The organism is Methylobacterium sp. BI1 (assembly GCF_056680125.1).
Map to the genome: position 1 here is coordinate 4,510,853 of NZ_CM155267.1, position 21,500 is coordinate 4,532,352.

A 21,500-nucleotide genomic window follows, 5' to 3' on the forward strand; every position below is an offset into this window, starting at 1 on the left:
GGAAATCGCCCTCATGGCCTGGCGGCTGCGGGATGCCGGCCCCGGCCTGCCGCCGTTCTTCCTGATCGGCGACCCTGCCTTCGTCGAGCGGCGGGCGAGCGAGCTCAACCTGCAGGTTCCCATCGCGGATGTCGGCCCGGACCTCGCGACCGAAGTCTTCGGGCGCGCCTTGCCGGTGATGGCCCTGCCGAGCGGTGCCGCGATCCACGCGGCGGCGGGCCGCCCCGACTCCGCCAATGCCGGCGCGACGCTCGAGTCGATCACCACGGGGGTGACCCTCGTGCGTTCCGGGGCGGCGACCGCCCTCGTCACAAACCCGATCGCCAAGTATGTCCTGACCCAGGTCGGCTTCGCGCATCCGGGCCATACCGAGTTCCTGGCCGCCTGTTCGGTGGAGCCCGGCGAGACCCCGCCCCTCCCCGTGATGATGCTGTGGAGCGACACGCTCGCGGTGGTGCCCATCACCATCCACGTCGCCCTGCGGCGGGTGCCCGACCTGCTGACGCAGGATCTCGTCCTGCGCACCGCCCGCATCGTGGCGGAGGACCTGCGCCGGCGCTTCGGCATCGCCCGGCCCCGCCTCGTCCTCTCCGGGCTCAACCCCCATGCGGGCGAGAACGCCACCATGGGTACGGAGGATCGCGACGTGCTGGAGCCGGCGGTGCTGCAATTGCAGAACGAGGGCATCGACATCCGCGGGCCGTTGCCCGCCGACACCCTGTTCCATGCCCGGGCGCGCGAGACCTACGACGTGGCGCTGACGCCGTCCCACGACCAGGCCCTGATCCCGATCAAGACCCTGGCCTTCGACGAGGGCGTCAACGTCACCCTGGGCCTGCCCTTCATCCGCACCTCGCCGGACCACGGCACCGCCTTCGACATCGCCGGCAAGGGCATCGCCCGGCCCGACAGCCTGATGGCGGCGCTTCGCCTCGCCGCCCGCCTCGTGAAGGCCGGCGCGTGAGCGAGGACGGCAGCGTCAGCATCGACGGGTTGCCGCCGCTGCGGGAGGTGGTGCGCCGGCACGGCCTGGAGCCCAAGAAGGCGCTCGGGCAGAACTTCCTGTTCGATCTCAACCTGACGGGACGGATCGCCCGCTCGTCCGGGCCGCTGGAGGGCGTGACCGTCGTCGAGATCGGCCCGGGCCCCGGCGGCCTCACCCGCGCCCTGCTGGCGGAGGGCGCCGCCCGAGTCATCGCCGTCGAGCGCGATCCCCGTGCCCTGCCGGCCCTCGCCGAGATCGCGGCGCATTATCCCGGGCGCCTCGACGTGGTCGATGCCGACGCCCTGAGCTTCGACCCGGTGCCGCTGATCGGCACGGGGCCGGTGCGGATCGTCGCGAACCTGCCCTACAATATCGGCACGCCGCTCCTCGTCGGCTGGCTCGCGGGCGGACCCTGGCCGCCCTGGTGGGAGTCCCTGACGCTGATGTTCCAGCGCGAGGTCGCCGAGCGCATCGTGGCGGACGAGGAGGACAGGGCGAATTATGGCCGCCTCGGCGTGCTCTGCGGCTGGCGCACCGAGGCGCACATCCTGTTCGACGTGGCGCCCTCGGCCTTCGTGCCGCCGCCGAAGGTGACCTCCTCCATCGTCCGGCTCACCCCCCGGCGCGATCCCCTGCCCTGCTCGGTGCAGGCCCTCGAAGCGATCACCCGGGCGGCCTTCGGGCAACGCCGCAAGATGCTGCGCCAGAGCCTCAAGGCGGCGGTGCCGGACCCGGCCCGGCTGCTGGAGGCCGCCGGCATTCCCGAGACGGCGCGGGCCGAGGAGGTCCCGGTCTCCGCCTTCGTGGCGATGGCCCAGGCCTACCGGCCCGTCTGATCTTCGGACGGCCGAGTCGTCCGAAACGCGAGAAGGGCCGCCCGGATCTCTCCGGGCGGCCCTTTTTTTCGGGTCGGGTGGGACGATGCCGGGTGTCAGCGACCCTGCTGGATCGCCGAGAGGACCCAACGTCCGCCGCGCTCGCGCACGAAGGTCCAGAGCTCCACAGCCTCCGGCTCGCCGGTCTCGACGACGCGGTCGGTGCGGCGGTCGAAGGTCACGTCCTTGATGGCGTAGCGCATCGCCACCGTGGCGTACTCGGCGTTGCCTTCGCCCCAGGACTCGGACAGGTCGCCCTGCAGCAGTTTCACGTCCGAGATCCGGTTGACGACGCCGCGCGCCTCGTTGGCCCGCAGCTCCTCGATGAAGTAGCCAGCCATTTCCGGGGTCGCGAGGTTGCGCAGGGCGGCGGCGTCCTCACGGCCATAGGCCGCCTGGACGTCGTTGAGGGCGATCTCGAAGCTCTGGAAATCGCCGGGGCCGATCTGCACCGGGCGCGCCTGCACCGGCTGGACCGGGGCGGGACCGCGCTGGGCGTTGCCGTAGCCGCCGCCCATCGGGGCGCCGCCGAGAGGGGCTCCACCCATCGGGCTCGGGGTCGGGCCGGCGCCGTCGAGGTTCGAGCGGGACAGGCCGGCCGCGGCCGGCTGGCCCTGGCGCCGGCGGAACCAGCGCACGGCGAAGGACACGAGCAGGACCACGAGGCCGACCTGCAGGATCAGCCCGAGGAAGGAGGCGATGCCGCCGAGGCCGCCGAAGAAGCCGCCGCCCAGGAGCGCGCCGAGCAGGCCCGCGCCGAGGAGGCCGGCCATGAAGCCGCCGCCGAAGCGCCGTCCAGGCTGTGCGGCGGTGTTCATGCCGGGGTTGCCCATGGCCGGGCCGGGCTGGGTCTGCGAGCGCTGGATCGGGGCCGGGGCGCCGGGCGCCGTAGTGGTGGCCGAGGGCGGCGCGTAGGTGCGCGAGCCGCGCGAGCCCATGCCACCGCTGCTGCCGCTTCCGGGACGCGCCTCGACGACGGGCGCTGCGAGAACCAGCGTCGCGGCGAGCGCGAGGATGGACGCCGCGCGCTTCCGGCGAGTGGTGGAGGTGAGCATGAAAACGCCTCTGATGAACAACTGGGAAGTCCGGCGATGACGCCGCTCCTGATATGGTGACGTTCGCGCCGGAGTTTTAGTCCGCTGTTCTTGACAGAATCCCGTGGATTCGCCTCAGAGCGCGGCGGGGAACACCATCCGGACCGTGGCGCCCTCGCCGGGCTTCGAGTCGATCGACACCGTCCCGTTCTGGCGCTTCACGAGGCCGTGGACGATGGCGAGCCCGGCACCGCGTCCGGCCTCGCGGCTGGTGACGAAGGGCGCGAGGGCGCGGGCGGCCATCTCGGGCGACATGCCCTGGCCCTCGTCGGTCACTGTGATGCCGACCGCACCGTCGCCGGGCCGCTGCAGGGCCCGGTCCCCCGGGGGCACCGCGAAGGTCGCGATCACGATGCGCCCGGGGGCCGGCATGGCCTCGCAGGCATTGGCCACGATGTGGTTGAGGGCGAGCTCGATCTGGGTCGGATTGCTGAGGCCGCAGGGGAGCCCCGGCGTGGTCCGGGTCTCCAGGGTGATCCGGGTCGGCAGCGTGGGGCCGATCCGGGCGCCGAACGCTTCGATGAGCCGGTTCAGGTCGACCGGGCGGACGTCCGGCGCGATGCGGCGCGAGAAGGCCAGGAGCTGGCGGGTCAGGGTGGTGGCGCGCTCGGCCGCGTCCGTGGAGCGGACGATGGCGCGCTGGATGAAGGGCTCGTCGCGGTCGCCCAGGCGCCGCTTCAGCCCGTCGATGTAGCCGATGAGGATCTGGAGAAAGTTATTGAACTCGTGCGCTACGCTGTTGGTGAGCAGGCCCAGAGCCTCGCGCTGGCGGGAGAGCGCAAGAGCCCCTTCGGCGTCGTGCCGGCGGGTGACGTCCACCACCTGTGCGAGCCGGTAGGGCGTCTCCGGAACCGGAACGAGGTAGACCTGCGCCCAGAACGCGCCGCCACCGCCGGGTCGCGCTAGAACCTCGACGCCCTTGGGTGCCCCGTCGGCGAGGGCCGCCGCGAACAGGCTTCCCGAGTCCCGGTCGCCGGCGAGCCCGAGCCAGTCGCGCAGGTCGCCGTCGGCGGGGGCATCGGCGGGCCGCCGGACGAGTTCGCGGAGCGCGTTGTTGGCCAGGAGGATGCGGCTTCCGGGCCCGTCCGGCGCCAGCAGCGCGGCCGGCACGGCCGAGGCGGCCAGCAGGCGGGCGAGGCCGGCCTCCGGCGCGCGCTCCGCGGGGTGATCGTCCGTCCGGGGCGATGCCATGGCCTGTCCGCCGATCCGGGGCACGCGGCCCCTCCGGCCGCAAGGCATAGCCGCAAGCGCGGAAACGGCAAAGCTGTGCCGGCGCCGCTACTGGCGCACCCACATCACCCGGCCGATCCAGGCGATGTCGCTGACGTTGACGACCCGGTCCGCGTGATCCGGATTGAGGGAGGCGAGCTCGATCGTGCGCGCGGTCTTGCGCTTGAGTTCCTTGGCCAGCACTTCCCCGGCCGCGAGCCGCACCACCACCCGGTCGCCCTTGCGGACCCCGGCGGTCGGCGACACGATGAGCACGTCACCGTCGCGGTAGAGCGGCGCCATCGAATCGCCCTGGACCTCCAGGGCGAAGGCACGGTCGTCGGCAAGGTCGGGAAACTCGATCTCCTCCCAGCCGGGACCGCCGGTGGGCATGCCCTCGTCGGTGAACAGGCGCCCGGCGCCGGCCTGGGTCATGCCGATCAGCGGGATCATCGTGCGCGGTGGCCCCTCGCGCGCCTCGATCAGCCGGAGAAATTCGTCGAGGCTCGCCCCGGTGGCGGCCAGCACCTTCGAGACCGACTCGGTGGAGGGCCAGCGCTTTCGGCCGTCGGGGCCGATGCGCTTCGAGCGATTGAAGCTCGTCGCATCCAGTCCGGCACGCCGCGCAAGACCGGACGCGGAAAATCCATGGCGTTCCGCTAGGCGGTCGATTGCGGTCCAAATCTGTTCATGAGACAGCATCGAAAGCTCAAAGCGTATTACGGTTAAGACGTCCAGCCTAGAGTTAGGAAAGTAGAACTATTCTTCTCGGATAGCAATGGTGCGAAGGCTGCGAAACCGGCCGACGGGTTCATCGTGAGGCCCTGACAACTCATGATGTCAACTGTGTCCGTGAGGTTGCGGCTTCACGCGCTCCGACGGTGTTTGATCGGCCCTGCGAAACCCGTTACGGAGCGGGCATGGCGCTCATCTACAAGATCTCCCCCCGGGCCCTCTGGCGCAGGGCCGAGGATATCGGCCGCTTCGAGGGGGCCCCGATCGACCGCACCGACGGCTACATCCACTTCTCCACCGCCGCCCAGGTGGCCGAGACCGCGGCCCGCCACTTCGCCGGGGCCGCGGATCTCGTTCTCGTCGCCGTGGACGCCGACGATCTCGGGCCGGCCCTGCGATACGAACCTTCCCGGGGGGGCGAGCTGTTCCCGCATCTCTACGCCGAGCTGGACCTGACGGCCGTCCGCTCCGTGACCGACCTGCCCCTCGGGGCCGACGGACGCCACGTCTTCCCGGGCGATCTCGCCGGGGGGCCCTCGGCATGATCGGCGCCCTCTTCCCCCTGGCCAAGCCCCTGCTGCACCGCCTCGACGCCGAGACGGCGCACAACCTCACGCTGCGCGGCCTCGCCGCCCTGCCCCCGCGCCGGCCGCCCGCCGACGATCCCCGCCTGGCCGTCGAGGTCCTGGGCCACCGGTTCCCGAACCCGGTCGGCCTCGCGGCGGGCTTCGACAAGGGCGCCGAGGTTCCCGACGCCCTGCTCGGGCTCGGCTTCGGCTTCGTCGAGGTCGGCGGCGTGGTGCCGAAGGCGCAGCCGGGCAATCCACGGCCCCGGGTCTTCCGGCTGGCACAGGACCGGGCGGTCATCAACCGCTTCGGCCTGAACAGCGAGGGCCTCGACGTGGTGCGCGGGCGCCTGGCCGCCCGCCAGGGCCGTCCGGGCCGCGTCGGCGTCAACATCGGCGCCAACAAGGATTCCACCAACCGCCTCGCCGACTACGTGACCTGCACCCGCGCCCTGGCGCCGCTGGTGGATTTCGTCACCGTCAACGTCTCCTCACCGAACACCCCCGGCCTGCGCGACCTCCAGGGCGAGGCCTTCCTCGACGAGCTGCTCGCCCGGGTGGTCGAGGCCCGGGACACGACCCATCCGGCCACCGCCATCCTGCTGAAGATCGCGCCCGACATCACCCTCGATGCCCTCGACGCGATGGCGGCCACGGCACTCCGGCGCGGCGTGCAGGGTCTGGTGGTCTCGAACACCACCATCGCCCGCCCCGGCACCCTCCGCGAGGCGAGCCTCGCCCGCGAAACCGGCGGCCTCTCCGGCCGGCCGCTCTTCGCGGCGGCGACCCGGCTCCTCGCCGAGACCTATCTCCGCGTCGGCGAAAAACTCCCCCTGGTCGGCGTCGGCGGCATCGACTCGGCGGAGGCCGCCTGGGCCAAGATCCGGGCCGGCGCCAGCCTGCTCCAGCTCTACTCGAGCCTGGTCTATGCCGGTCCCGGCCTGATCCCCGAGATCAAGGCCGGCCTCGTCTCGCGGATGAAGGCCGAGGGCGCCGCGCAGCTTGCTCCCCTGGTCGGGCGTGACGCCGCCGCCCTGGCGAAGCTGACGGACTGACGGCCAAGAACCGCCCCGCCGGCGTCAGCCGCACCGCCGACGGTTTGACCCCAGGTGGACGTGCCAACCGGCGACGCCGTCCGCCCCCTCGCCCGGCAGGGGGCGGTGTCGCCGGCCAGGGCATCGCGGACGAAGGCCGTCCGCGCCGTGCGCGCCAGATCGCGGAACGCCCCGAACAGGGAGCCGTGATCGCCCCGGTGTTCGAACATCCTCCCACGGCGCCCTCGCGGACCTTGGGAACAGGGGTGAGGGCGGCGTCCGGCATCGATCCCGCCCTTCCCTCGCGGCGTCACTTCCGCCGGGACCGGCCTGCCGGTCTATGACGCGGACGTCGCGCACCCGGACAGGTCGGCATCGCAGGTGCTACGAGACTGTCTCCGATCCGCCACCGTCATCTTACCGAGGAGAGGGAGCGTGTACCTGTAATGGACGAAGTGGCCCGGCTCGCTGCCGACGATGTGATCGATCTGCGCAGCAACGTCGAAGCCGGGCGCGGCTCGATGGTCGCGTTGACGCGGTCGGATACGACACGTTTCGATCCGCCGGCCTTCCTCGCCGGGTCCGTCACCCCGGATCTGCTCCGACTCTATCATTCGCAGCATATCGTCCTTGGCACGTCGATTTATAACCTACGAAACGCCTCGGTGATCGGTGAAGGCATGATCATCACCGATGGCCGCTTCAATGTGAGCTACGATCTGCAAACCAGTCTCGACTACCTGAACACCCATCATCGGAACACGCGCGCATGGCAGACCGGTGCGGTGCGACGGCATGCACCGGGGCCGTCGGTGTTGTTGGCCGGACCGGGCCACCTCGGGTACGGCCATTGGATCGTCGACTTCCTGCCCAAGATCCATCTGCTACGGTTGGCAGGCTACAGGATCGATCGACTGCGATTTCTTCTGCCCTCCGACACTCCCGGCTTTGCACGAGATTGGCTTGCCCTGCTGAACGTGGAGCCGAGCCAGTGCCGATTTTATGATCGAACCCGCGAGATCATCGATTGTGATGAGCTGATCGTTCCCTCCACTTTGCGATTTGGAACGCGGGTGTCGCAGCTCTTCGCGAAGGCGAGCGCCGCTATGCGGCAGGCGGCGATCGGGCGAACGCGTCCCTCCCGAAACCGGACGAAGCTGTTCGTATCGCGTCCGACGAACAGATTTGCCCACAACACGCGGGTGCTGATCCAGCGCCAGCTGTTCGAGGAGACCGCAAGGTCGCGCGGATTTACGATCGTATCGCCGGAATTGCTGAGCGTGCCGGATCAAGTCGCGCTGTTCCAACACGCGGGGACCATCGTCGGCGAATACGGCTCCGGTCTGCATAGCTCCATGTTCTCGGATCCCGGGGCGCTCGTCGTGGCAGCCCGCGACAACCGAGAGGAACTGGGTTTCCTCCAATCCGGTATCGATGGCGTCCTGGGTCACCAGACCGGCTACCTCATCGGCGCGGCGAACTTGGATGGCTCGGGCGCCTTTTCGCTCGAACCCGCCGACATCGCGCTGGCCTTCGACTGGATGACCTGGCGCCGCAATCCCTGAGCGCGTCCCCATTGGGTATCGCCGACCGTCCGCGCGGCAGCAGGAACCGAAGCTCTGGCGCAGCGAGAGCGTAGCCTCGCATCCGGGACGCCGCGTCCGGTGCGTACCTCTGTCGAGGCCGGTGCAACGATTCCCTTGCGGACGCCCAGGCCCGCCCGTGACAAAGTCCGAGAGGGACGGCACCGGGATTGTGGCCCGCCACCTCGAGCTGGACGCGTGAGCGGAGGCCACGGGCCTGAACAACGGCCGGATCCCGAGACACCCGGCCGTCCGAGGGCCTAGAAGCGCCCCGCCAACGTCAACCGCACCGCCGTCGGCTCGACGGGGTGGAAGTGCCGATCGGCGACGCCGTCTGCCGCCTCGCCCGGCAGGCGGGAGGTGTAGAAGTAGGTGATCTGGTCGGCCTGGGCATTGGTCAGGTTCAGCACGTCGAGGGACAGGCTGATCCCGTTGTCGAAGTTGTAGCCGACCCGGCCGTTGACCAGCGCCGTCGGACGCGAGCGCACCGAATTGTCCTCGATCAGCGGCCGCGGCCCGAAATAGCGGACGCGCATCGATCCGAACCAGCCCGGCCCCTCGCCGAAGGTGAACCCGGCCGAGGCGATGGTGGTCGGTGCCTCCGGCACCCGGTTGCCGATCGGATCGCGGTCCGCGAAGCGGGCGTTCGTCACCGTCAGGTCGCCCTCCAGGGAGAGCCAGGGCGTGACCGCGTAGCGGTTGGTCCACTCGACGCCGAAGCGGCGGGTGGGGCGGCTCGGCTCGGTGGTGCCGCTGTCGCCCTGGAACAGGTTCTCGGAGGCGAAGTCGAGCTGGAACAGCGTCACGGCCGTCTCCAACCCACTGAGACTGCGGTTGCGCAGGCCGATCTCCGAGCCCGTCGAGGGCACGAGGAAGGGCGAGCGGCTGATGTTGAAGAGGGGGCTCGTCGGATCGACCGTCGCGGTGACGCCGCGGGCATCGTTCGAGTGGAAGCCGCCGCCGTAGTTCACGAACAATTCGGTGTCGAACCAGGGGCCGAGCACGAGCCCCAGCTTCGGGTTGACGATGCCGTCCCGGGCCGTGCCGGAATTGGCCGGCGTGTCCGAGCGGACATCGGCGTGGAAACCGTCGGCGCGAAAGCCGACGCTGGTGCGCAGCCAATCGGTCCAGCGCACCCGGTTCTCGTAGTAGAGCGCCGCGCTCGCCTCCAGCACCCGGTCGTCCAGCACGGTGGAGCGGACTTGCCGGGCCGTGGTGTTGAACAGGCCGACCCGGATGGCGTCGGTCCGGGTCTGGAGGCCGATCTCGTTCTCCATGGCCAGGCCGAACAGGCTGCCCTGGATCGTGTGGCTGACCTCCCCACCGCCGAGCACCCGGCTGTCGCGCTGGCGGAACTGGTCGCCGTTCACCGGATCGTTGAGGAAATAGGTGAAGTCGTTGAACAGGTTCATCCCGTAGCGGATGACGTAGGCGCTCGCCCGGGTGACTCCGGCGTCGCTCGTCCGGCTCCAGCGGCCCGAGAGGGAGAAGCGGCCGGTATCGCCGCCATCCGTGGGGTTCAGGGAGCCGAAGCGGCCGATCAGGCCCTCCCCTACCGCCCGCTCGGGAATCTGGTTGGTGGCGTTCCACTTGGCCCAGTAGGCCATGCCGGTCAGCGCGAAGCCGTCGAGGGCCGTGCCCTGGCTGTAGCGGAAGACGGCGTTGAGCTTGGCGAGCCGGTCCGGCACGTCCCAGGGCCCGTCATAGGTCTGGGCCTCCCCGGCCACGAGCAGGTGGCCTTCGCCGAGGGGCGCGGAGGCGATGCTGAGGGCGCGCTTGTAGCCGAAGCTGCCGAACGAGGTCAGCGCGAGGTTGCGCGCTACCGTGTCGAGGTAGTCGATCCGCACGGAGCCGGCGGAGGCGAAATCGCCGTCGCGGACGAAGTACGGTCCCTTGTGGAATTCCACCGCGCCGACGAGCTCGGGGATCAGGAAGTTGAGGTCGGCATAGCCCTGGCCGTGGGCGTGGGTGCGCATGTTCACCGGCATGCCGTCCACCGAGATGGCGATGTCGGTGCCGTGGTCGAGATTGAACCCGCGCAGGAAGAACTGGTTGGCCTTCCCCTCCCCGGAGTGCTGGGTGACGATGAGGCCGGGCACGCTCTCCAGCACCTCGCCGGGCCGGGTGATCGGCCGGCTGTTGAGGGCCGCGCCCGAGATCACGCCGGCGCTCGCCGCATCGACGGTCCGGAGGCCGCCGCCGATCCCGGTGACCCCGCCGACGAACCCGGCACTGGCGGCCGGTCCGGCCCCGCCGGTCGGCGGCGCCTCGGCGGTCACGGAGAGTTCGGCGAGGTCCGCCTGCGCGGTCTGGGCGCCGGCATCGCGGAGCGCGGCGCCGGTGGACGCGAGGCCGGCGCAGGAGGCCAGGAGCCAGGATCGATAGCTGGGCCGTGAACGGGGAAACGATCGGGAACGAGAGGACGACATGGGACCTCGGGCGACGTCTGTGGCACGTCACCGCGAACGAGGCCGGCCTGGATGCCGAACGGCATCCACCCCGACACCCACCAGGACACCCCGCCCGATGCGTTTCGCGTGTGACCACGACTGACGGCAGGTCTCCTGGCTCGCGGGTCACCGCCCTCTCATCGTCTTCCCAGGTCCCGGGTCCTGACGGACCGTTCACCCAGTGACGTGCTGATGAGGAGCTCGCCGCTTACAGTTGCGGGGGCAGCCGCAGCCTTGGACTCCCGTCCTCACCGCGTTCCCTTTTGATCCTCGACGAAGAGGAACCGTCGGGTGGCAGGAGGCCCGATGCGCGGGGGCGCCGTCAATGGCCGGACGGGGTTTTCAGGCCGGTGTGCCCGGCCGGCGACAGGCGCCGGACGAGGCAGGCCGCGCGTCAGCGTCGTCCCTCCGGTTTCCGCGCCGGCTCCCGCCGGCGGCCCGTCCCGGCCAGGACGGCGCCGCCGGCCGCGAGGCCGAGCAGGATCCACTTCAGGGGAAGCCGCTCCGCGCCCTCGCTGCGCTGGGGCTCGGTCACCATGTGCCCCGGCGGCAGTTCGACGCCCGGCTTGCCGTAGGCCTGCGCGTCGGCGATCTGCTCGGCCGACACGGCCCATTCGGCACCGATCTGCCGGTCATGTGCCATCACCGCGAGGCCGACCGCGAGGCCGACGGCCGCCGCCGCGAAGATCCTCACCGGCGTCCGCATCCTGCCCGTCCTCCCGCGCCGTTTCGACCGGAGGGTTAAGCGATTGGCGGGCCCGCCGCCAGGGTGGATCCTGCGCCGATGCCGCGGCGCGGTCTGGAACGGTTTTAACCCGCCCTTCACCCGCCCTGCAAAAAACGCATGGTACCCCTAACGGCATGACTGGCCTGCGTTTTCGCGTGATTGAGCGCGCGCTGTGCATCGCGATATCGCTGAAGGGAGACTGCTCCGCTTGGCGCCCGATCGTCGGCCGCGCCAGCCGTGCTTCAGCCCCCTGCCTCAGGACTCCCCGATGGATCACCCGGCCGCGTCCCCGAAGCGTTCCTCCGCCGCCGGCGGCTGGGGCGCCCTGAAAAGCTGCGGCAAGCACCTGCTCGGCAGCCGGGCGCCCCTGTCGGGCGCCCGCGCCATGCTGAAGGCCAACCAGCCCGACGGGTTCGACTGCCCCGGCTGCGCCTGGGGCGACCCGGAGCACGGCTCCTCGTTCGAATTCTGCGAGAACGGCGTGAAGGCGGTCTCCTGGGAGGCCACCGACAAGCGCACGCCGCCGAAGTTCTTCGCCAAGCACACCGTGACCGAGCTGCGCGGCTGGACCGACTACGCGCTCGAGGGCGAGGGCCGCCTGACGCACCCGATGCGCTACGACGCGGCGAGCGACCGCTACGTCGCCACCAGCTGGGACGCCGCCTTCGCGGAGATCGGCGCCACCCTGCGCGGGCTCGACCACCCGGACCAGGCCGAGTTCTACACCTCGGGCCGCGCCTCGAACGAGGCCGCCTACCTCTACCAGCTCTTCGCCCGGCACTACGGCACCAACAATTTCCCCGACTGCTCGAACATGTGCCACGAGGCCAGCGGCATCGCCCTGCAGGCGGCCATCGGCGTCGGCAAGGGCACCGTGCTGCTGGAGGACTTCGAGAAGGCCGACGCGATCTTCGTCGTCGGGCAGAACCCCGGCACCAACCATCCGCGCATGCTCGGCGACCTGCGGCGCGCGGCCCAGCGCGGCGCGAAGGTCGTGGTATTCAACCCCGTGCGGGAGCGCGGGCTGGAGCGCTTCGCCGATCCGCAGAACACCGTCGAGATGCTGCGCGGCGCCAGCGCGCCGGTGGCGAGCCACTATTACCAGCCGCGCCTCGGCGGCGACATGGCGGCGTTCCGGGGCATCGCCAAGGCGGTGTTCGCCGCCGACGACGCGGCGCTGGCCGCCGGCCGGCCGTCGCGTCTCGACCGGACCTTCCTCCGGAACCACACCGCGGAATACGAGGCCTATCGCGCCGCCGTCGATGCCACGTCCTGGGACGCGATCGAGGACCAGTCGGGCCTGGCCCGCGCCGACATCGAGGTCGCGGCCGAGGTCTACCTCGCGGCCGACAAGGTGATCTGCACCTGGGCGATGGGCGTGACCCAGCACCGCCACTCGGTGGCCACCATCCGCGAACTCGCCAACGTCATGCTGCTGCGCGGCCATGTCGGCCGCCCGGGCACCGGCCTGTGCCCCGTGCGCGGCCATTCCAACGTGCAGGGCGATCGCACCGTCGGCATCAACGAGAAGCCGCCAGCCGCCCTCCTCGACGCCCTGGAGCGGGAATTCGGCTTCCCCGCGCCGCGCACGCACGGCCACAACGTGCTCGCCGCCATCCGGGCCATGCTCGACGGGTCGTCGAAGGCCTTCATCGGTCTCGGCGGCAACTTCGCCCGGGCGACGCCGGACACCGCCCGGGTGGCCCAGGCCCTGGCCTCCTGCGACCTCACCGTCCACATCGCGACGAAGCTCAACCACTCACACCTCGTGCCCGGCCGCGTCGCCTACCTCCTGCCCTGCCTCGGCCGCACCGAGATCGACCGGAACACGAAGGGCAAGACCCAGATCGTCACGGTCGAGGATTCCATGAGCATGGTCCACGGCTCGGGGGGCATCAACAAGCCGGCCTCGCCCGAGCTTCGCTCCGAGATCGGCATCATCGCCGGTATGGCGGCGGCGACGGTCGGCTCGGCACGGGTGGATTGGGCGTCCCTCGCCGACGATTACGACCGCATCCGCGACCTGATCGAGCGCACGATCCCGGGCTTCACCGGCTACAACCTGCGCGTCCGGCGCCCACGCGGCTTCATGCTGAAGAACCTCGCCGCCGAGCGCAGCTTCGAGACGCCGACCGGCCGGGCCACCTTCTCCGCCGATCCCCTCCCCGCGGCGACGGAGCACCAGCAGGCCCAGCGGGCGGCCGACACCTTCGTGCTCCAGACCTTCCGCAGCCACGACCAGTACAACACCACGATCTACGGCCTCGACGACCGCTACCGCGGCGTCTACGGCGAGCGTCGCGTTGTGTTCGCCCATCCGGACGACCTGGCCGAGATCCGGGCCCGGACCGGCGACCGGGTCGACATCGTCGGCACCCATGCCGACGGCGTGACGCGGGTGGCCGAGGATTTCCGCCTCGTGCCCTTCGACATGCCGCGCGGGTCGCTCGCCGGCTACTACCCGGAACTCAACGTCCTGGTGCCGCTCTCGACCTTCGGCGAGGGCAGCGACACGCCGACCTCGAAGTCGGTGCTGGTGCGCCTGCGCGCACCGGCCGCCGCATGAGCGAACCGCCGGCCGACGCCGAGACCTTCCTGGCGGTCACCGACTCGGTGGCCGCCCTCCAGCCCGGCCTCTCGACCCTGGAGGCCGGCATCCTCGCCGCCCTCCATCTCGACCTCGCCCGCGACAGCCGCAGCTTCGCCCGCGTCTTCGGCCTCGAACACGCCCTGGTCCTGCGGGCGGTGGAGACGCTGGCGAGCGACGCCGGCCTCCTCGCCCTGCAGGAGCGCAACCCGCGAACCCAGCGCACCCGCTACGCCGCCAGCCCGGCAGGGGATGCGGTGCTGGCGCAATTGCACACGTAAGCGCCCTCTCGCGCCGGGCGCATCGCCCCTCTACCGAAAGAGTGGGGTCAGCACGTCGTCATCCCGGGTCCGCGCAGCAAAGCCTCGGATCCAGAAACGCAGGCAGTGTAAGACTTTAAACAAAAATCGAGATTGAATCCCGGCCTTGCATGCTGCGTCCTGGAATAATGGAGCAGTATCGTTTGCGAATGTGTCAGCCGAAGAGTTTCCTGCGGCACCACCGGCGTGGTCCCCCAATCCCCGGCACCTTCGACACCTTCCCGGACGGGTGAGAAGGGCTACGGCGGACTCTCTCAGGCGCCGCTCAGCCCACGAATTCGGCCGAGGCATAGCCCTGCAGGTACAGCAGCGCCGTCAGGTCGCCGTGGTCGATGCGGACCTGTGCGGCCGCCGCCACCTTGGGCTTGGCCCGGAAGGCGACGCCGAGGCCGGCTTCGCCGAGCATGTCGAGGTCGTTGGCGCCGTCGCCCACCGCCAGGGTCTCGGCGGGATCGAGGCCGAAGCGGCTGCGCAGGGCGATCAGGGTCCCGCGCTTCGTCGCCTTGTCGACGATCGGCTCGACGACCTCGCCGGTGAGGCGGCCGTCGCGGATGCCGAGGGTGGTGGCGTGGGCCTCGTCGAAGCCGATCCGGGCCGAGACCGGGCCGGTGAACAGGGTGAAGCCGCCGGAGATCAGGCAGGTGTGGGTGCCGTGCGCCTTCATGGTCTGCACCAGGGTGCGGCCGCCCGGCGTCAGGGTGATGCGCTCGGCGATCAGGGCGTCGATCTTCTCGACGGGCACGTCGCGCAGGAGGGCGACGCGCTCGCGCAGGGCCGGGCCGAAGGCGATCTCGCCCCGCATCGCCCGCTCGGTGATGGCGGCGACGTGGTCTTTCAGGCCGATGGTGTCGGCGAGCTCGTCGATGCATTCCTGCTCGATCATGGTCGAGTCCATGTCGGCCAGGAACAGGCGCTTGCGCCGATGCGGTCCGGCGCCGAGCACCGCGACGTCGATCGGCTCGGAGGCCAGGGCTGCGCGCAGGCGGCGCGCCAGGGCCGGCGCGTCCGCCTCGGCGCCCGGCACCAGGACTTCGGCCGCGACCTCGCCGTGCAGGATGCGGGGCTGGTGCTCCGTGCGCATCACCGCGCGGGTCTCGGCCAGGACCGCATCGGTGATGGCGGGGCGGCTCTCGTTTGCTATCAGGATCGCGACGAGGGTCATCCGGGAGCTTTCCACGCCAGTGCCGCCGGTCATGCAACGCACGCACGCGCCCACCCTGCCGGCGGGCATCCTCATCGCAGGGCCGACCGCCTCGGGCAAGTCGGGCCTGGCGCTGGCGTTGGCCCGCGCGTTTGGCGGGGTGGTGATCAACACGGACTCGATGCAGGTCTATGCCGACCTGCGCCGGCTCTCGGCCCGGCCGAGCGCGGCCGAGACGGAGCTCGCGCCCCACCGGCTCTACGGCCACGTGGACGGCGCGGTGAACTACTCCGCCGGCCACTTCGCGCGTGAGGCGGAGCCGCTGATCCGGGCGCTGCGGACGGAAGGCCGCCTGCCGATCTTCGTCGGCGGGACCGGCCTGTATTTCCGGGCGCTGGAGGAAGGGCTCTCGGAACTGCCGCCGGTGCCCGACGACGTCCGGTCGGCCCTGCGGGCGCGGGCCGAGGGCCGGGCGACGGAGGACCTCCACGCCGATCTGGCCGCGTGCGATCCCGCCGGGGCGGCGGCCCTGCGCCCGAGCGACCGGGCCCGGGTGATGCGCGCCCTCGAGGTGTTCGCCGCCACGGGCCGGCCCATCGCGGCGTTCCACGGGGCGCGTACGCCCGGGCCGCTCGCCGGCCTGCCGCTCCTGAAGCTGTTCCTGGCGCCCGAGCGCGAGACCCTGCGCCGGGCCATCGACGCGCGCTTCGAGGCGATGATCGCCGAAGGGGCGCTCGGCGAGGTCGAGGCCCTGCGCGACCGGCGCCTCGACCCGATGCTGCCGATCATGCGCGCCCACGGGGTGCCGGGCCTGATCGCGCATCTCGACGGGACCCTGTCCCGGGCGGAGGCGATCCGGCGCGGGCAGGGCGACACCCGGCGCTACGCCAAGCGCCAGTTCACCTGGTTCCGGCACCAGATGGGCCCGGACTGGCTGTGGACGCCGCCCGAGGAGGCCCTCGGGCGCGCGCAGGCCGCGCTCAGGCCTTCGGGCCTTGCTTCTCCAGGCGGGCGATGAGGGACGAGGTGTCCCAGCGGTTGCCGCCCATGCCCTGCACGTCGGCGTAGAACTGGTCGACCAGGGCGGTGACGGGGAGCTGGGCCCCGTTGCGCCGGGCCTCGGCGAGCAGGATCCCCAGGTCCTTGCGCATCCAGTCCACGGCGAAGCCGAAGTCGAACTTGCCGGCGTTCATGGTCTTGCCGCGATTCTCCATCTGCCAGGAGCCGGCGGCGCCCTTGGAGATCACCTCCAGCACGGCCTCGACGTCGAGGTTCGCCCGCTTGGCGAAGTGCACCGCCTCGGACAGGCCCTGGACCAGGCCCGCGATGGCGATCTGGTTGACCATCTTGGTGAGCTGGCCCGAGCCGGCCGGACCCATCAGGCGGCTGGCGCGGGCAAAGCACAGGATGGCGGGCTCGACCGCCGCGTAGGTCTCCGCCTCGCCGCCGCACATCACGGTGAGGGCCGCGTTCTCGGCGCCGGCCTGACCGCCGGAGACGGGGGCGTCGATGAAGCCGAGGCCGGCGGCCCCGGCGGCCTCGGCCAGTTCGCGGGCGACCTCCGCCGAGGCGGTGGTGTGGTCGACGAAGACCGCACCCTTCTCCATGCCCGCGAAGGCGCCATCCGGGCCGAGGGTGACGCTGCGCAGGTCGTCGTCGTTGCCCACGCAGGCGAAGACGATGGCCTGGCCCTTGGCGGCCTCGCGCGGGGTCGCGGCGAAGGCGCCGCCATGCGCGGCGACCCAGGCCTCGGCCTTGGCGGTGGTACGGTTGTAGACGGTGACCTCGTGGCCCTTCGCGGCGAGGTGGCGGGCCATCGGGCCGCCCATCACGCCGAGGCCCAGAAATGCGACCTTCGCCATCATCTTCTCCGCTCGTATCCTGAATACGATCGGGGTCTAGGAGCGATGCCCGCGGGGGTCAAACGCCTGCGCGGGCTTAATCCCCCGGGCGAAGACTTATCCGCCGGTGACGCTCATGTGGCGCGGCACGGCGGCGGGGCGGGCCCGCTCGATGACGAAGTCGTGGCCCTTGGGCTTGCGGGCGATAGCGTCGATCACCGCCTGGGTCACCAGGGCGTCGTCGGGCGAGGCGCGCAGGGCCGCGCGGAGGTCGGCGGCGTCCTCCTGGCCGAGGCACATGTAGAGCTTCCCGGTGCAGGTCAGGCGCACCCGGTTGCAGCTCTCGCAGAAATTATGGGTCAGCGGCGTGATGAAGCCGAGGCGGCCGCCGGTCTCGGCGATGCGCACGTAGCGAGCCGGGCCGCCGGTGCGGTCGGGCAAGGGGGTCATGGTGTAGCGCTGCTCGAGCCGGGCCCGGGCCACCGAGAGGGGCAGGAACTGGTCGGTGCGGTCGCCCTCGATCTCGCCCAGCGGCATGACCTCGATGAGGGTCATGTCCATGCCGTCGCCGTGGGCCCAGGCGATCATGTCGGCGATCTCGTCCTCGTTGACGCCCTTGAGTGCCACGGCGTTGATCTTGACCTTGATGCCGGCCCTGCGCGCCGTCTCGATGCCGTCGAGCACCACCTTGAGGTCGCCCCGGCGGGTCACCGCGTGGAACTTGTCGGGGTCGAGGGTGTCGAGGGAGACGTTGACGCGGCGCACGCCGAGCGCGGCGAGTTCCGGCGCGAACCGGCCGAGCTGCGTGCCGTTGGTGGTCATCGTCAGCTCTTCCAGGGCGCCCGTGTCGAGGTGACGGGACAGGCGCCGGAACAGGTGCATGATGTCGCGGCGGACCAGCGGCTCGCCGCCGGTGATGCGCAGCTTCCGCACGCCGCGCTGGATGAAGACGGCGCAGAGCCGGTCCAGTTCCTCCAGGGAGAGCAGGTCGCGCTTGGGCAGGAACTGCATGTCGTCGGACATGCAGTAGACGCAGCGCAGGTCGCAGCGATCGGTCACGGAGATGCGCAGGTAGGTAATCGCCCGCTGGAACGGGTCGATCAGCGGCGCAGGAGCGACCGGGGCGGCGTCGTTGGTGGCGCGGGGACCCCACATGCGGGATTCTGTGCTCTGTTGGGGTGAGGAAACGTTGGCGCGGTCGCGTGACGAACCTAACATGGCACGTCATATGAGGTCTCGGAGCCTCGCGAGCAAGTTTGCGTCGGTCGCAGGGGCCATGCAAGGCCGACCTCCCGTGATCCACGGGGCCGACGCGGCCGGAAGGAAGCCACCATGACCCAACAGGCTGTTGATCCGCACGCGGCCCCGGCCGCACCCGAGCGCTGGCCCACCGAGATCCGCCTCTCGGGCGACAAGCGCACCCTCAACGTCGCCTTCGAGGATGGCGGCCGCTTCGCCCTGCCGGCGGAATACCTCCGGGTCTCGAGCCCCTCGGCCGAGGTGCAGGGGCACTCGCCCTCCGAGCGCAAGGTGGTGGGCGGCAAGCGCGACGTGGCGATCCTCAAGGTCGAGCCGATCGGCAATTACGCCGTCAAGCTCACCTTCGACGACATGCACGACACCGGCCTGTTCGGCTGGGGCTACCTCTACGACCTCGGGCGCGAGTACCGGAACCGTTGGGCCACCTACCTGTCCGAGCTGGAGGACCGTGGCCTCAGCCGCGATCCCGTGCGCCGGAGTGCGAAGCCGGCCGCACCGCCAAGCGATACGGGCGGGAGTTGCGGCAGCGGCTGCGGCTGCCACTGACCGGATCGAGACCGCCGCCCGGACGGCCGCTGCAGGACACCCGTGACATGACGCCTTCGACCAGCCCGGCGACGAGCCGGAGCGTCCTCGCGCTCGCCCTGCCGATGACGTTGGCCAACGTGACGACGCCGCTCCTCGGCTTCGTCGGCGCCACCGTGATCGGCCGGCTCGGCGACGCCGCGCTCCTCGGCGCGATGGCGCTCGGCGCGGTGATCTTCGACGCGATCTTCTGGTCGTTCGGCTCCCTGCGCATGGCCACCGCCGGGCTCACCGCGCAGGCGGTCGGCGCCGACGACCCCGCCGAGGTCGACCGCACGCTGGCCCGCGCCCTCGCGGCGGCCGTCGTGGTCGGACTGGTGATCGTCGTGCTGCAGGGACCGATCGGCCGGGCGGCCTTCGCCGTGAGCGGTGCGAGCCCCGCGGTGATCGCCGCGCTCTCGGCCTATTTCCACATCCGCATCTTCGCCGCCCCCTTCACCCTGGCGAACTACGCCATCCTGGGCTCGGTGCTGGGGCGCGGCCGCACGGATCTCGGGCTGATCCTGCAGGTGGCCATCAACCTCACCAACATCGTCCTCACCCTCGCCTTCGTCCTCTGGGGGGACATGAGCGTCGCCGGCGCCGGGCTCGCCACCCTGATCGCCGAGGCGGCCGGCGCCGGCCTCGGCCTGATCCTGCTGGCGCGACTCGGCTCGCGACCCTTCGCGGTCCCCTTCCGGGTGGTGCGCGATCCCCTGGCGCTCGCCCGGATGCTCAGCGTCAACGCCGACGTGATGATCCGGACCCTGCTGCTGGTGGGCTGCATCACCCTGTTCTCCGCCCTCGGCGCCCGCTCGGGCGACGTGGTGCTCGCCGCCAACGCCGTCCTGTGGAATCTCTTCATGATCGGCGGCTTCTTCCTCGACGGCTTCGCCACCGCCGCCGAGACCCTGTGCGGGCAGGCGGTGGGCGCCCGCGACGAGGCCCGGTTCCGCCGGGCCGCCACCTTGAGCCTGCTCTGGTGTCTCGCCTTCGGCGGCGCCATCGCGGGCGGCTTCCTCCTCGCCGGCCACGCCTTCATCGACGCCGTGACCACGAGCCCGGAGGTGCGGGCGATGGCCCGGATCTACCTGCTGCCCGCGGCCCTCGCGCCGTTCCTGGCGGCACTGCCCTTCGCCTTCGACGGCATCTACATCGGGGCGACCTGGACCCGGGCGATGCGCAACCTGATGCTCGTGGCGAGCGCGGTCTACGGCCTCGCCCTGGTCGCCGCTCACGCAGCCGGCCTCGGCAATGGCGGCCTCTGGCTCTCGTTCCTGATCCTGCTGGCCGGGCGCGGGATCAGCCAGGCCCTGGCCTATCCCGGCCTGACGCGCCGGACTTTCGCCCAGGCGGGCGGAATTCCTCTGGATAAGCGCGCGGGTGAATTCACGCCTGCGTGACGCCGAACCGCATGTCGTGCGGCGGCATCTGCAAGTCGAAGGCCGTACAAGGTCAGCTGTCGCGACAGCGACGGGGATTTACTTGACTGCGCAGGTAAAACCTTAGTTTGGAATTGTTCTGATTAAGAAACGTGACGAAAAAGCCTCTTTGCTTGTTTAAACGTCTGGTCTACGCGCTAGCCACGATGCGCAAGAATCTCCGCTCCTCCCTCGCCCTGGCCCTCCTGATCGCCGGCAGCCTCTCCCTCGGGAGTGCGGCCCAGGCGAAGGAGACGCCCATCGGCCCGCACGTGACCCAGAACGGGATCGAGGTGGGCGCCGTCTACTTGCAGCCGATCGAGATGGACCCGCCGGACATGATGCGCGCCGCCGCGCAGTCCGACATCCATCTGGAGGCCGACATCCACGCCGCGAAGGACAACCGCAACGGCTTCGCCGAGGGCGATTGGGTTCCGTCCCTGACGGTGAGCTTCGAGATCACCAAGCTCGAGGGCGAGGCCGCCACCGGCCCGAAGGTCACCGGTTCGCTGATGCCGATGGTCGCAAATGACGGCCCGCATTACGGCGACAACGTCAAGCTCTCCGGCCCGGGGCGCTACCGCCTCAAGCTCACCGTCGCACCGCCCGGCCCGCACAGCCATTTCGGCCGGCACGTCGACAAGGAGACCGGCGTCGCCGAGTGGTTCAAGCCCTTCGACCTGATCCAGGACTTCACCTTCGCGGGTATCGGCAAGAAAGGAGCCTACTGAGCTCCATGGCCGTTCTCCGCCGAACCCTCGCCGCCGCCCTCGCGGCCGGTCTCCTCGCCGCCGTTCCGGCCCGTGCCGAGGACCTGCCGGTCATCAAGGTCGAGATGAAGGACGGGACCATCACCCCGAACGTCATCGAGGTGCCCGCCAACACCCGGTTCAAGCTCGAGATCACCAACACGGGCACCAGCCCGGTGGAGTTCGAGAGCGTGGAACTGAAGCGCGAGAAGGCGCTTGCCGCGGGGGCGACCTCCTCCATCGTGTTCCGCACCGTCGATCCCGGCAGCTACGACGTGTTCGACGATTTCCACCCCAACTCCAAGGCCACCCTGGTGGCGAAGTGAAGCGGGCCTGACAGCCCAGGCGAACCGAACCGG

General features: G+C 70.8%; 20 protein-coding genes and 1 riboswitch. Of the genes, 12 read left to right on the forward strand and 8 right to left on the reverse strand.

Translation table 11 applies throughout. From position 1 onward, the window contains the following. The first annotated feature begins 13 nt into the window (after positions 1-13). Entirely contained in the window at positions 14-964 is a 951-nt protein-coding gene (pdxA, locus tag AC1MGR_RS21310) for a 4-hydroxythreonine-4-phosphate dehydrogenase PdxA (protein WP_480234864.1), read from the forward strand. Beyond that, positions 961-1,821: a 16S rRNA (adenine(1518)-N(6)/adenine(1519)-N(6))-dimethyltransferase RsmA gene (rsmA, locus tag AC1MGR_RS21315; protein WP_108034874.1), complete on the forward strand. Its 861-nt coding sequence runs from the start codon at positions 961-963 to the stop codon at positions 1,819-1,821. The genes pdxA and rsmA overlap by 4 nt, the downstream gene beginning before the upstream one ends. Before the next feature lie 95 nt (positions 1,822-1,916). On the opposite strand, the gene AC1MGR_RS21320 is transcribed toward rsmA, so the two are convergent. The 3 genes from AC1MGR_RS21320 to AC1MGR_RS21330 all read right to left on the reverse strand — a co-directional run bounded on the left by AC1MGR_RS21320 (position 1,917) and on the right by AC1MGR_RS21330 (position 4,865). Beyond that, a complete protein-coding gene (locus tag AC1MGR_RS21320) occupies positions 1,917-2,915 on the reverse strand; it encodes a TIM44-like domain-containing protein (protein ID WP_108034873.1) in 999 nt (332 codons plus the stop codon). Positions 2,916-3,029: 114 nt separating this feature from the next. After that, complete coding sequence (locus AC1MGR_RS21325; RefSeq protein ID WP_108034872.1) at positions 3,030-4,145, reverse strand: ATP-binding protein; 1,116 nt, start codon at positions 4,143-4,145, stop codon at positions 3,030-3,032. Positions 4,146-4,232: 87 nt separating this feature from the next. Further along, positions 4,233-4,865, reverse strand: a complete 633-nt coding sequence (locus AC1MGR_RS21330) for a S24 family peptidase (RefSeq protein ID WP_108034871.1) — start codon at positions 4,863-4,865, stop codon at positions 4,233-4,235. Positions 4,866-5,083: 218 nt separating this feature from the next. Here AC1MGR_RS21330 and AC1MGR_RS21335 point away from each other — a divergent pair, with 218 nt between their 5' ends. The 3 genes from AC1MGR_RS21335 to AC1MGR_RS21345 all read left to right on the forward strand — a co-directional run bounded on the left by AC1MGR_RS21335 (position 5,084) and on the right by AC1MGR_RS21345 (position 8,063). Next, complete coding sequence (locus tag AC1MGR_RS21335) at positions 5,084-5,443, forward strand: DUF952 domain-containing protein (protein WP_108034870.1); 360 nt, start codon at positions 5,084-5,086, stop codon at positions 5,441-5,443. Next, the gene (locus AC1MGR_RS21340; protein WP_108034869.1) at positions 5,440-6,519 is read left to right on the forward strand and encodes a quinone-dependent dihydroorotate dehydrogenase; all 1,080 of its coding nucleotides are present in this window, start codon (positions 5,440-5,442) and stop codon (positions 6,517-6,519) included. Before AC1MGR_RS21335 ends, AC1MGR_RS21340 begins: the two co-directional genes overlap by 4 nt. Positions 6,520-6,944: 425 nt before the next feature. Further along, positions 6,945-8,063, forward strand: a complete 1,119-nt coding sequence (locus AC1MGR_RS21345; protein WP_480232858.1) for a glycosyltransferase family 61 protein — start codon at positions 6,945-6,947, stop codon at positions 8,061-8,063. A 278-nt stretch (positions 8,064-8,341) separates the two neighbouring features. On the opposite strand, the gene AC1MGR_RS21350 is transcribed toward AC1MGR_RS21345, so the two are convergent. Together AC1MGR_RS21350 and AC1MGR_RS21355 are read right to left on the reverse strand one after the other, a co-directional pair. Further along, positions 8,342-10,510, reverse strand: coding sequence for a TonB-dependent receptor (locus AC1MGR_RS21350; protein ID WP_480232859.1), 2,169 nt, complete (start codon positions 10,508-10,510; stop codon positions 8,342-8,344). A 108-nt stretch (positions 10,511-10,618) separates the two neighbouring features. Further along, a riboswitch (cobalamin riboswitch) is annotated at positions 10,619-10,835 on the reverse strand. Between the two features lie 90 nt (positions 10,836-10,925). Next, positions 10,926-11,237 (reverse strand): hypothetical protein, encoded by a 312-nt coding sequence (locus tag AC1MGR_RS21355; RefSeq protein ID WP_181259585.1) that lies wholly within the window; start codon positions 11,235-11,237, stop codon positions 10,926-10,928. A 289-nt stretch (positions 11,238-11,526) separates the two neighbouring features. On the opposite strand from AC1MGR_RS21355, the gene AC1MGR_RS21360 reads away from it, so the two are divergent. Both AC1MGR_RS21360 and AC1MGR_RS21365 read left to right on the forward strand, forming a co-directional pair. Then, positions 11,527-13,824, forward strand: coding sequence for an FdhF/YdeP family oxidoreductase (locus AC1MGR_RS21360; RefSeq protein WP_480232860.1), 2,298 nt, complete (start codon positions 11,527-11,529; stop codon positions 13,822-13,824). After that, entirely contained in the window at positions 13,821-14,126 is a 306-nt protein-coding gene (locus AC1MGR_RS21365) for a hypothetical protein (protein ID WP_480232861.1), read from the forward strand. Before AC1MGR_RS21360 ends, AC1MGR_RS21365 begins: the two co-directional genes overlap by 4 nt. A 304-nt stretch (positions 14,127-14,430) precedes the next feature. On the opposite strand, the gene serB is transcribed toward AC1MGR_RS21365, so the two are convergent. Continuing rightward, entirely contained in the window at positions 14,431-15,327 is an 897-nt protein-coding gene (serB, locus tag AC1MGR_RS21370) for a phosphoserine phosphatase SerB (RefSeq protein WP_480232862.1), read from the reverse strand. Between the two features lie 31 nt (positions 15,328-15,358). Here serB and miaA point away from each other — a divergent pair, with 31 nt between their 5' ends. Then, on the forward strand, positions 15,359-16,324 hold the full coding sequence (miaA, locus tag AC1MGR_RS21375; protein ID WP_480232863.1) for a tRNA (adenosine(37)-N6)-dimethylallyltransferase MiaA: 966 nt from the start codon (positions 15,359-15,361) through the stop codon (positions 16,322-16,324). On the opposite strand, the gene AC1MGR_RS21380 is transcribed toward miaA, so the two are convergent. Together AC1MGR_RS21380 and moaA are read right to left on the reverse strand one after the other, a co-directional pair. Further along, positions 16,287-17,168 carry an NAD(P)-dependent oxidoreductase gene (locus AC1MGR_RS21380; protein ID WP_480234865.1) on the reverse strand — a complete coding sequence of 294 codons (882 nt, stop codon included), beginning with the start codon at positions 17,166-17,168 and terminating at the stop codon, positions 16,287-16,289. The two genes, miaA and AC1MGR_RS21380, sit on opposite strands and share 38 nt — an antisense overlap. Before the next feature lie 96 nt (positions 17,169-17,264). After that, on the reverse strand, positions 17,265-18,302 hold the full coding sequence (gene moaA, locus AC1MGR_RS21385; RefSeq protein WP_480232864.1) for a GTP 3',8-cyclase MoaA: 1,038 nt from the start codon (positions 18,300-18,302) through the stop codon (positions 17,265-17,267). A gap of 177 nt (positions 18,303-18,479) precedes the next feature. On the opposite strand from moaA, the gene AC1MGR_RS21390 reads away from it, so the two are divergent. From AC1MGR_RS21390 to AC1MGR_RS21405, 4 genes are all read left to right on the forward strand, one after another. After that, positions 18,480-18,953 (forward strand): gamma-butyrobetaine hydroxylase family protein, encoded by a 474-nt coding sequence (locus tag AC1MGR_RS21390; RefSeq protein ID WP_056467261.1) that lies wholly within the window; start codon positions 18,480-18,482, stop codon positions 18,951-18,953. A gap of 47 nt (positions 18,954-19,000) precedes the next feature. Beyond that, entirely contained in the window at positions 19,001-20,374 is a 1,374-nt protein-coding gene (locus tag AC1MGR_RS21395) for an MATE family efflux transporter (RefSeq protein ID WP_480232865.1), read from the forward strand. Between the two features lie 185 nt (positions 20,375-20,559). Then, entirely contained in the window at positions 20,560-21,123 is a 564-nt protein-coding gene (locus tag AC1MGR_RS21400; protein ID WP_480232866.1) for an iron transporter, read from the forward strand. Positions 21,124-21,128: 5 nt separating this feature from the next. After that, positions 21,129-21,467: a cupredoxin domain-containing protein gene (locus AC1MGR_RS21405; RefSeq protein ID WP_108034855.1), complete on the forward strand. Its 339-nt coding sequence runs from the start codon at positions 21,129-21,131 to the stop codon at positions 21,465-21,467. Positions 21,468-21,500: the final 33 nt, after the last annotated feature.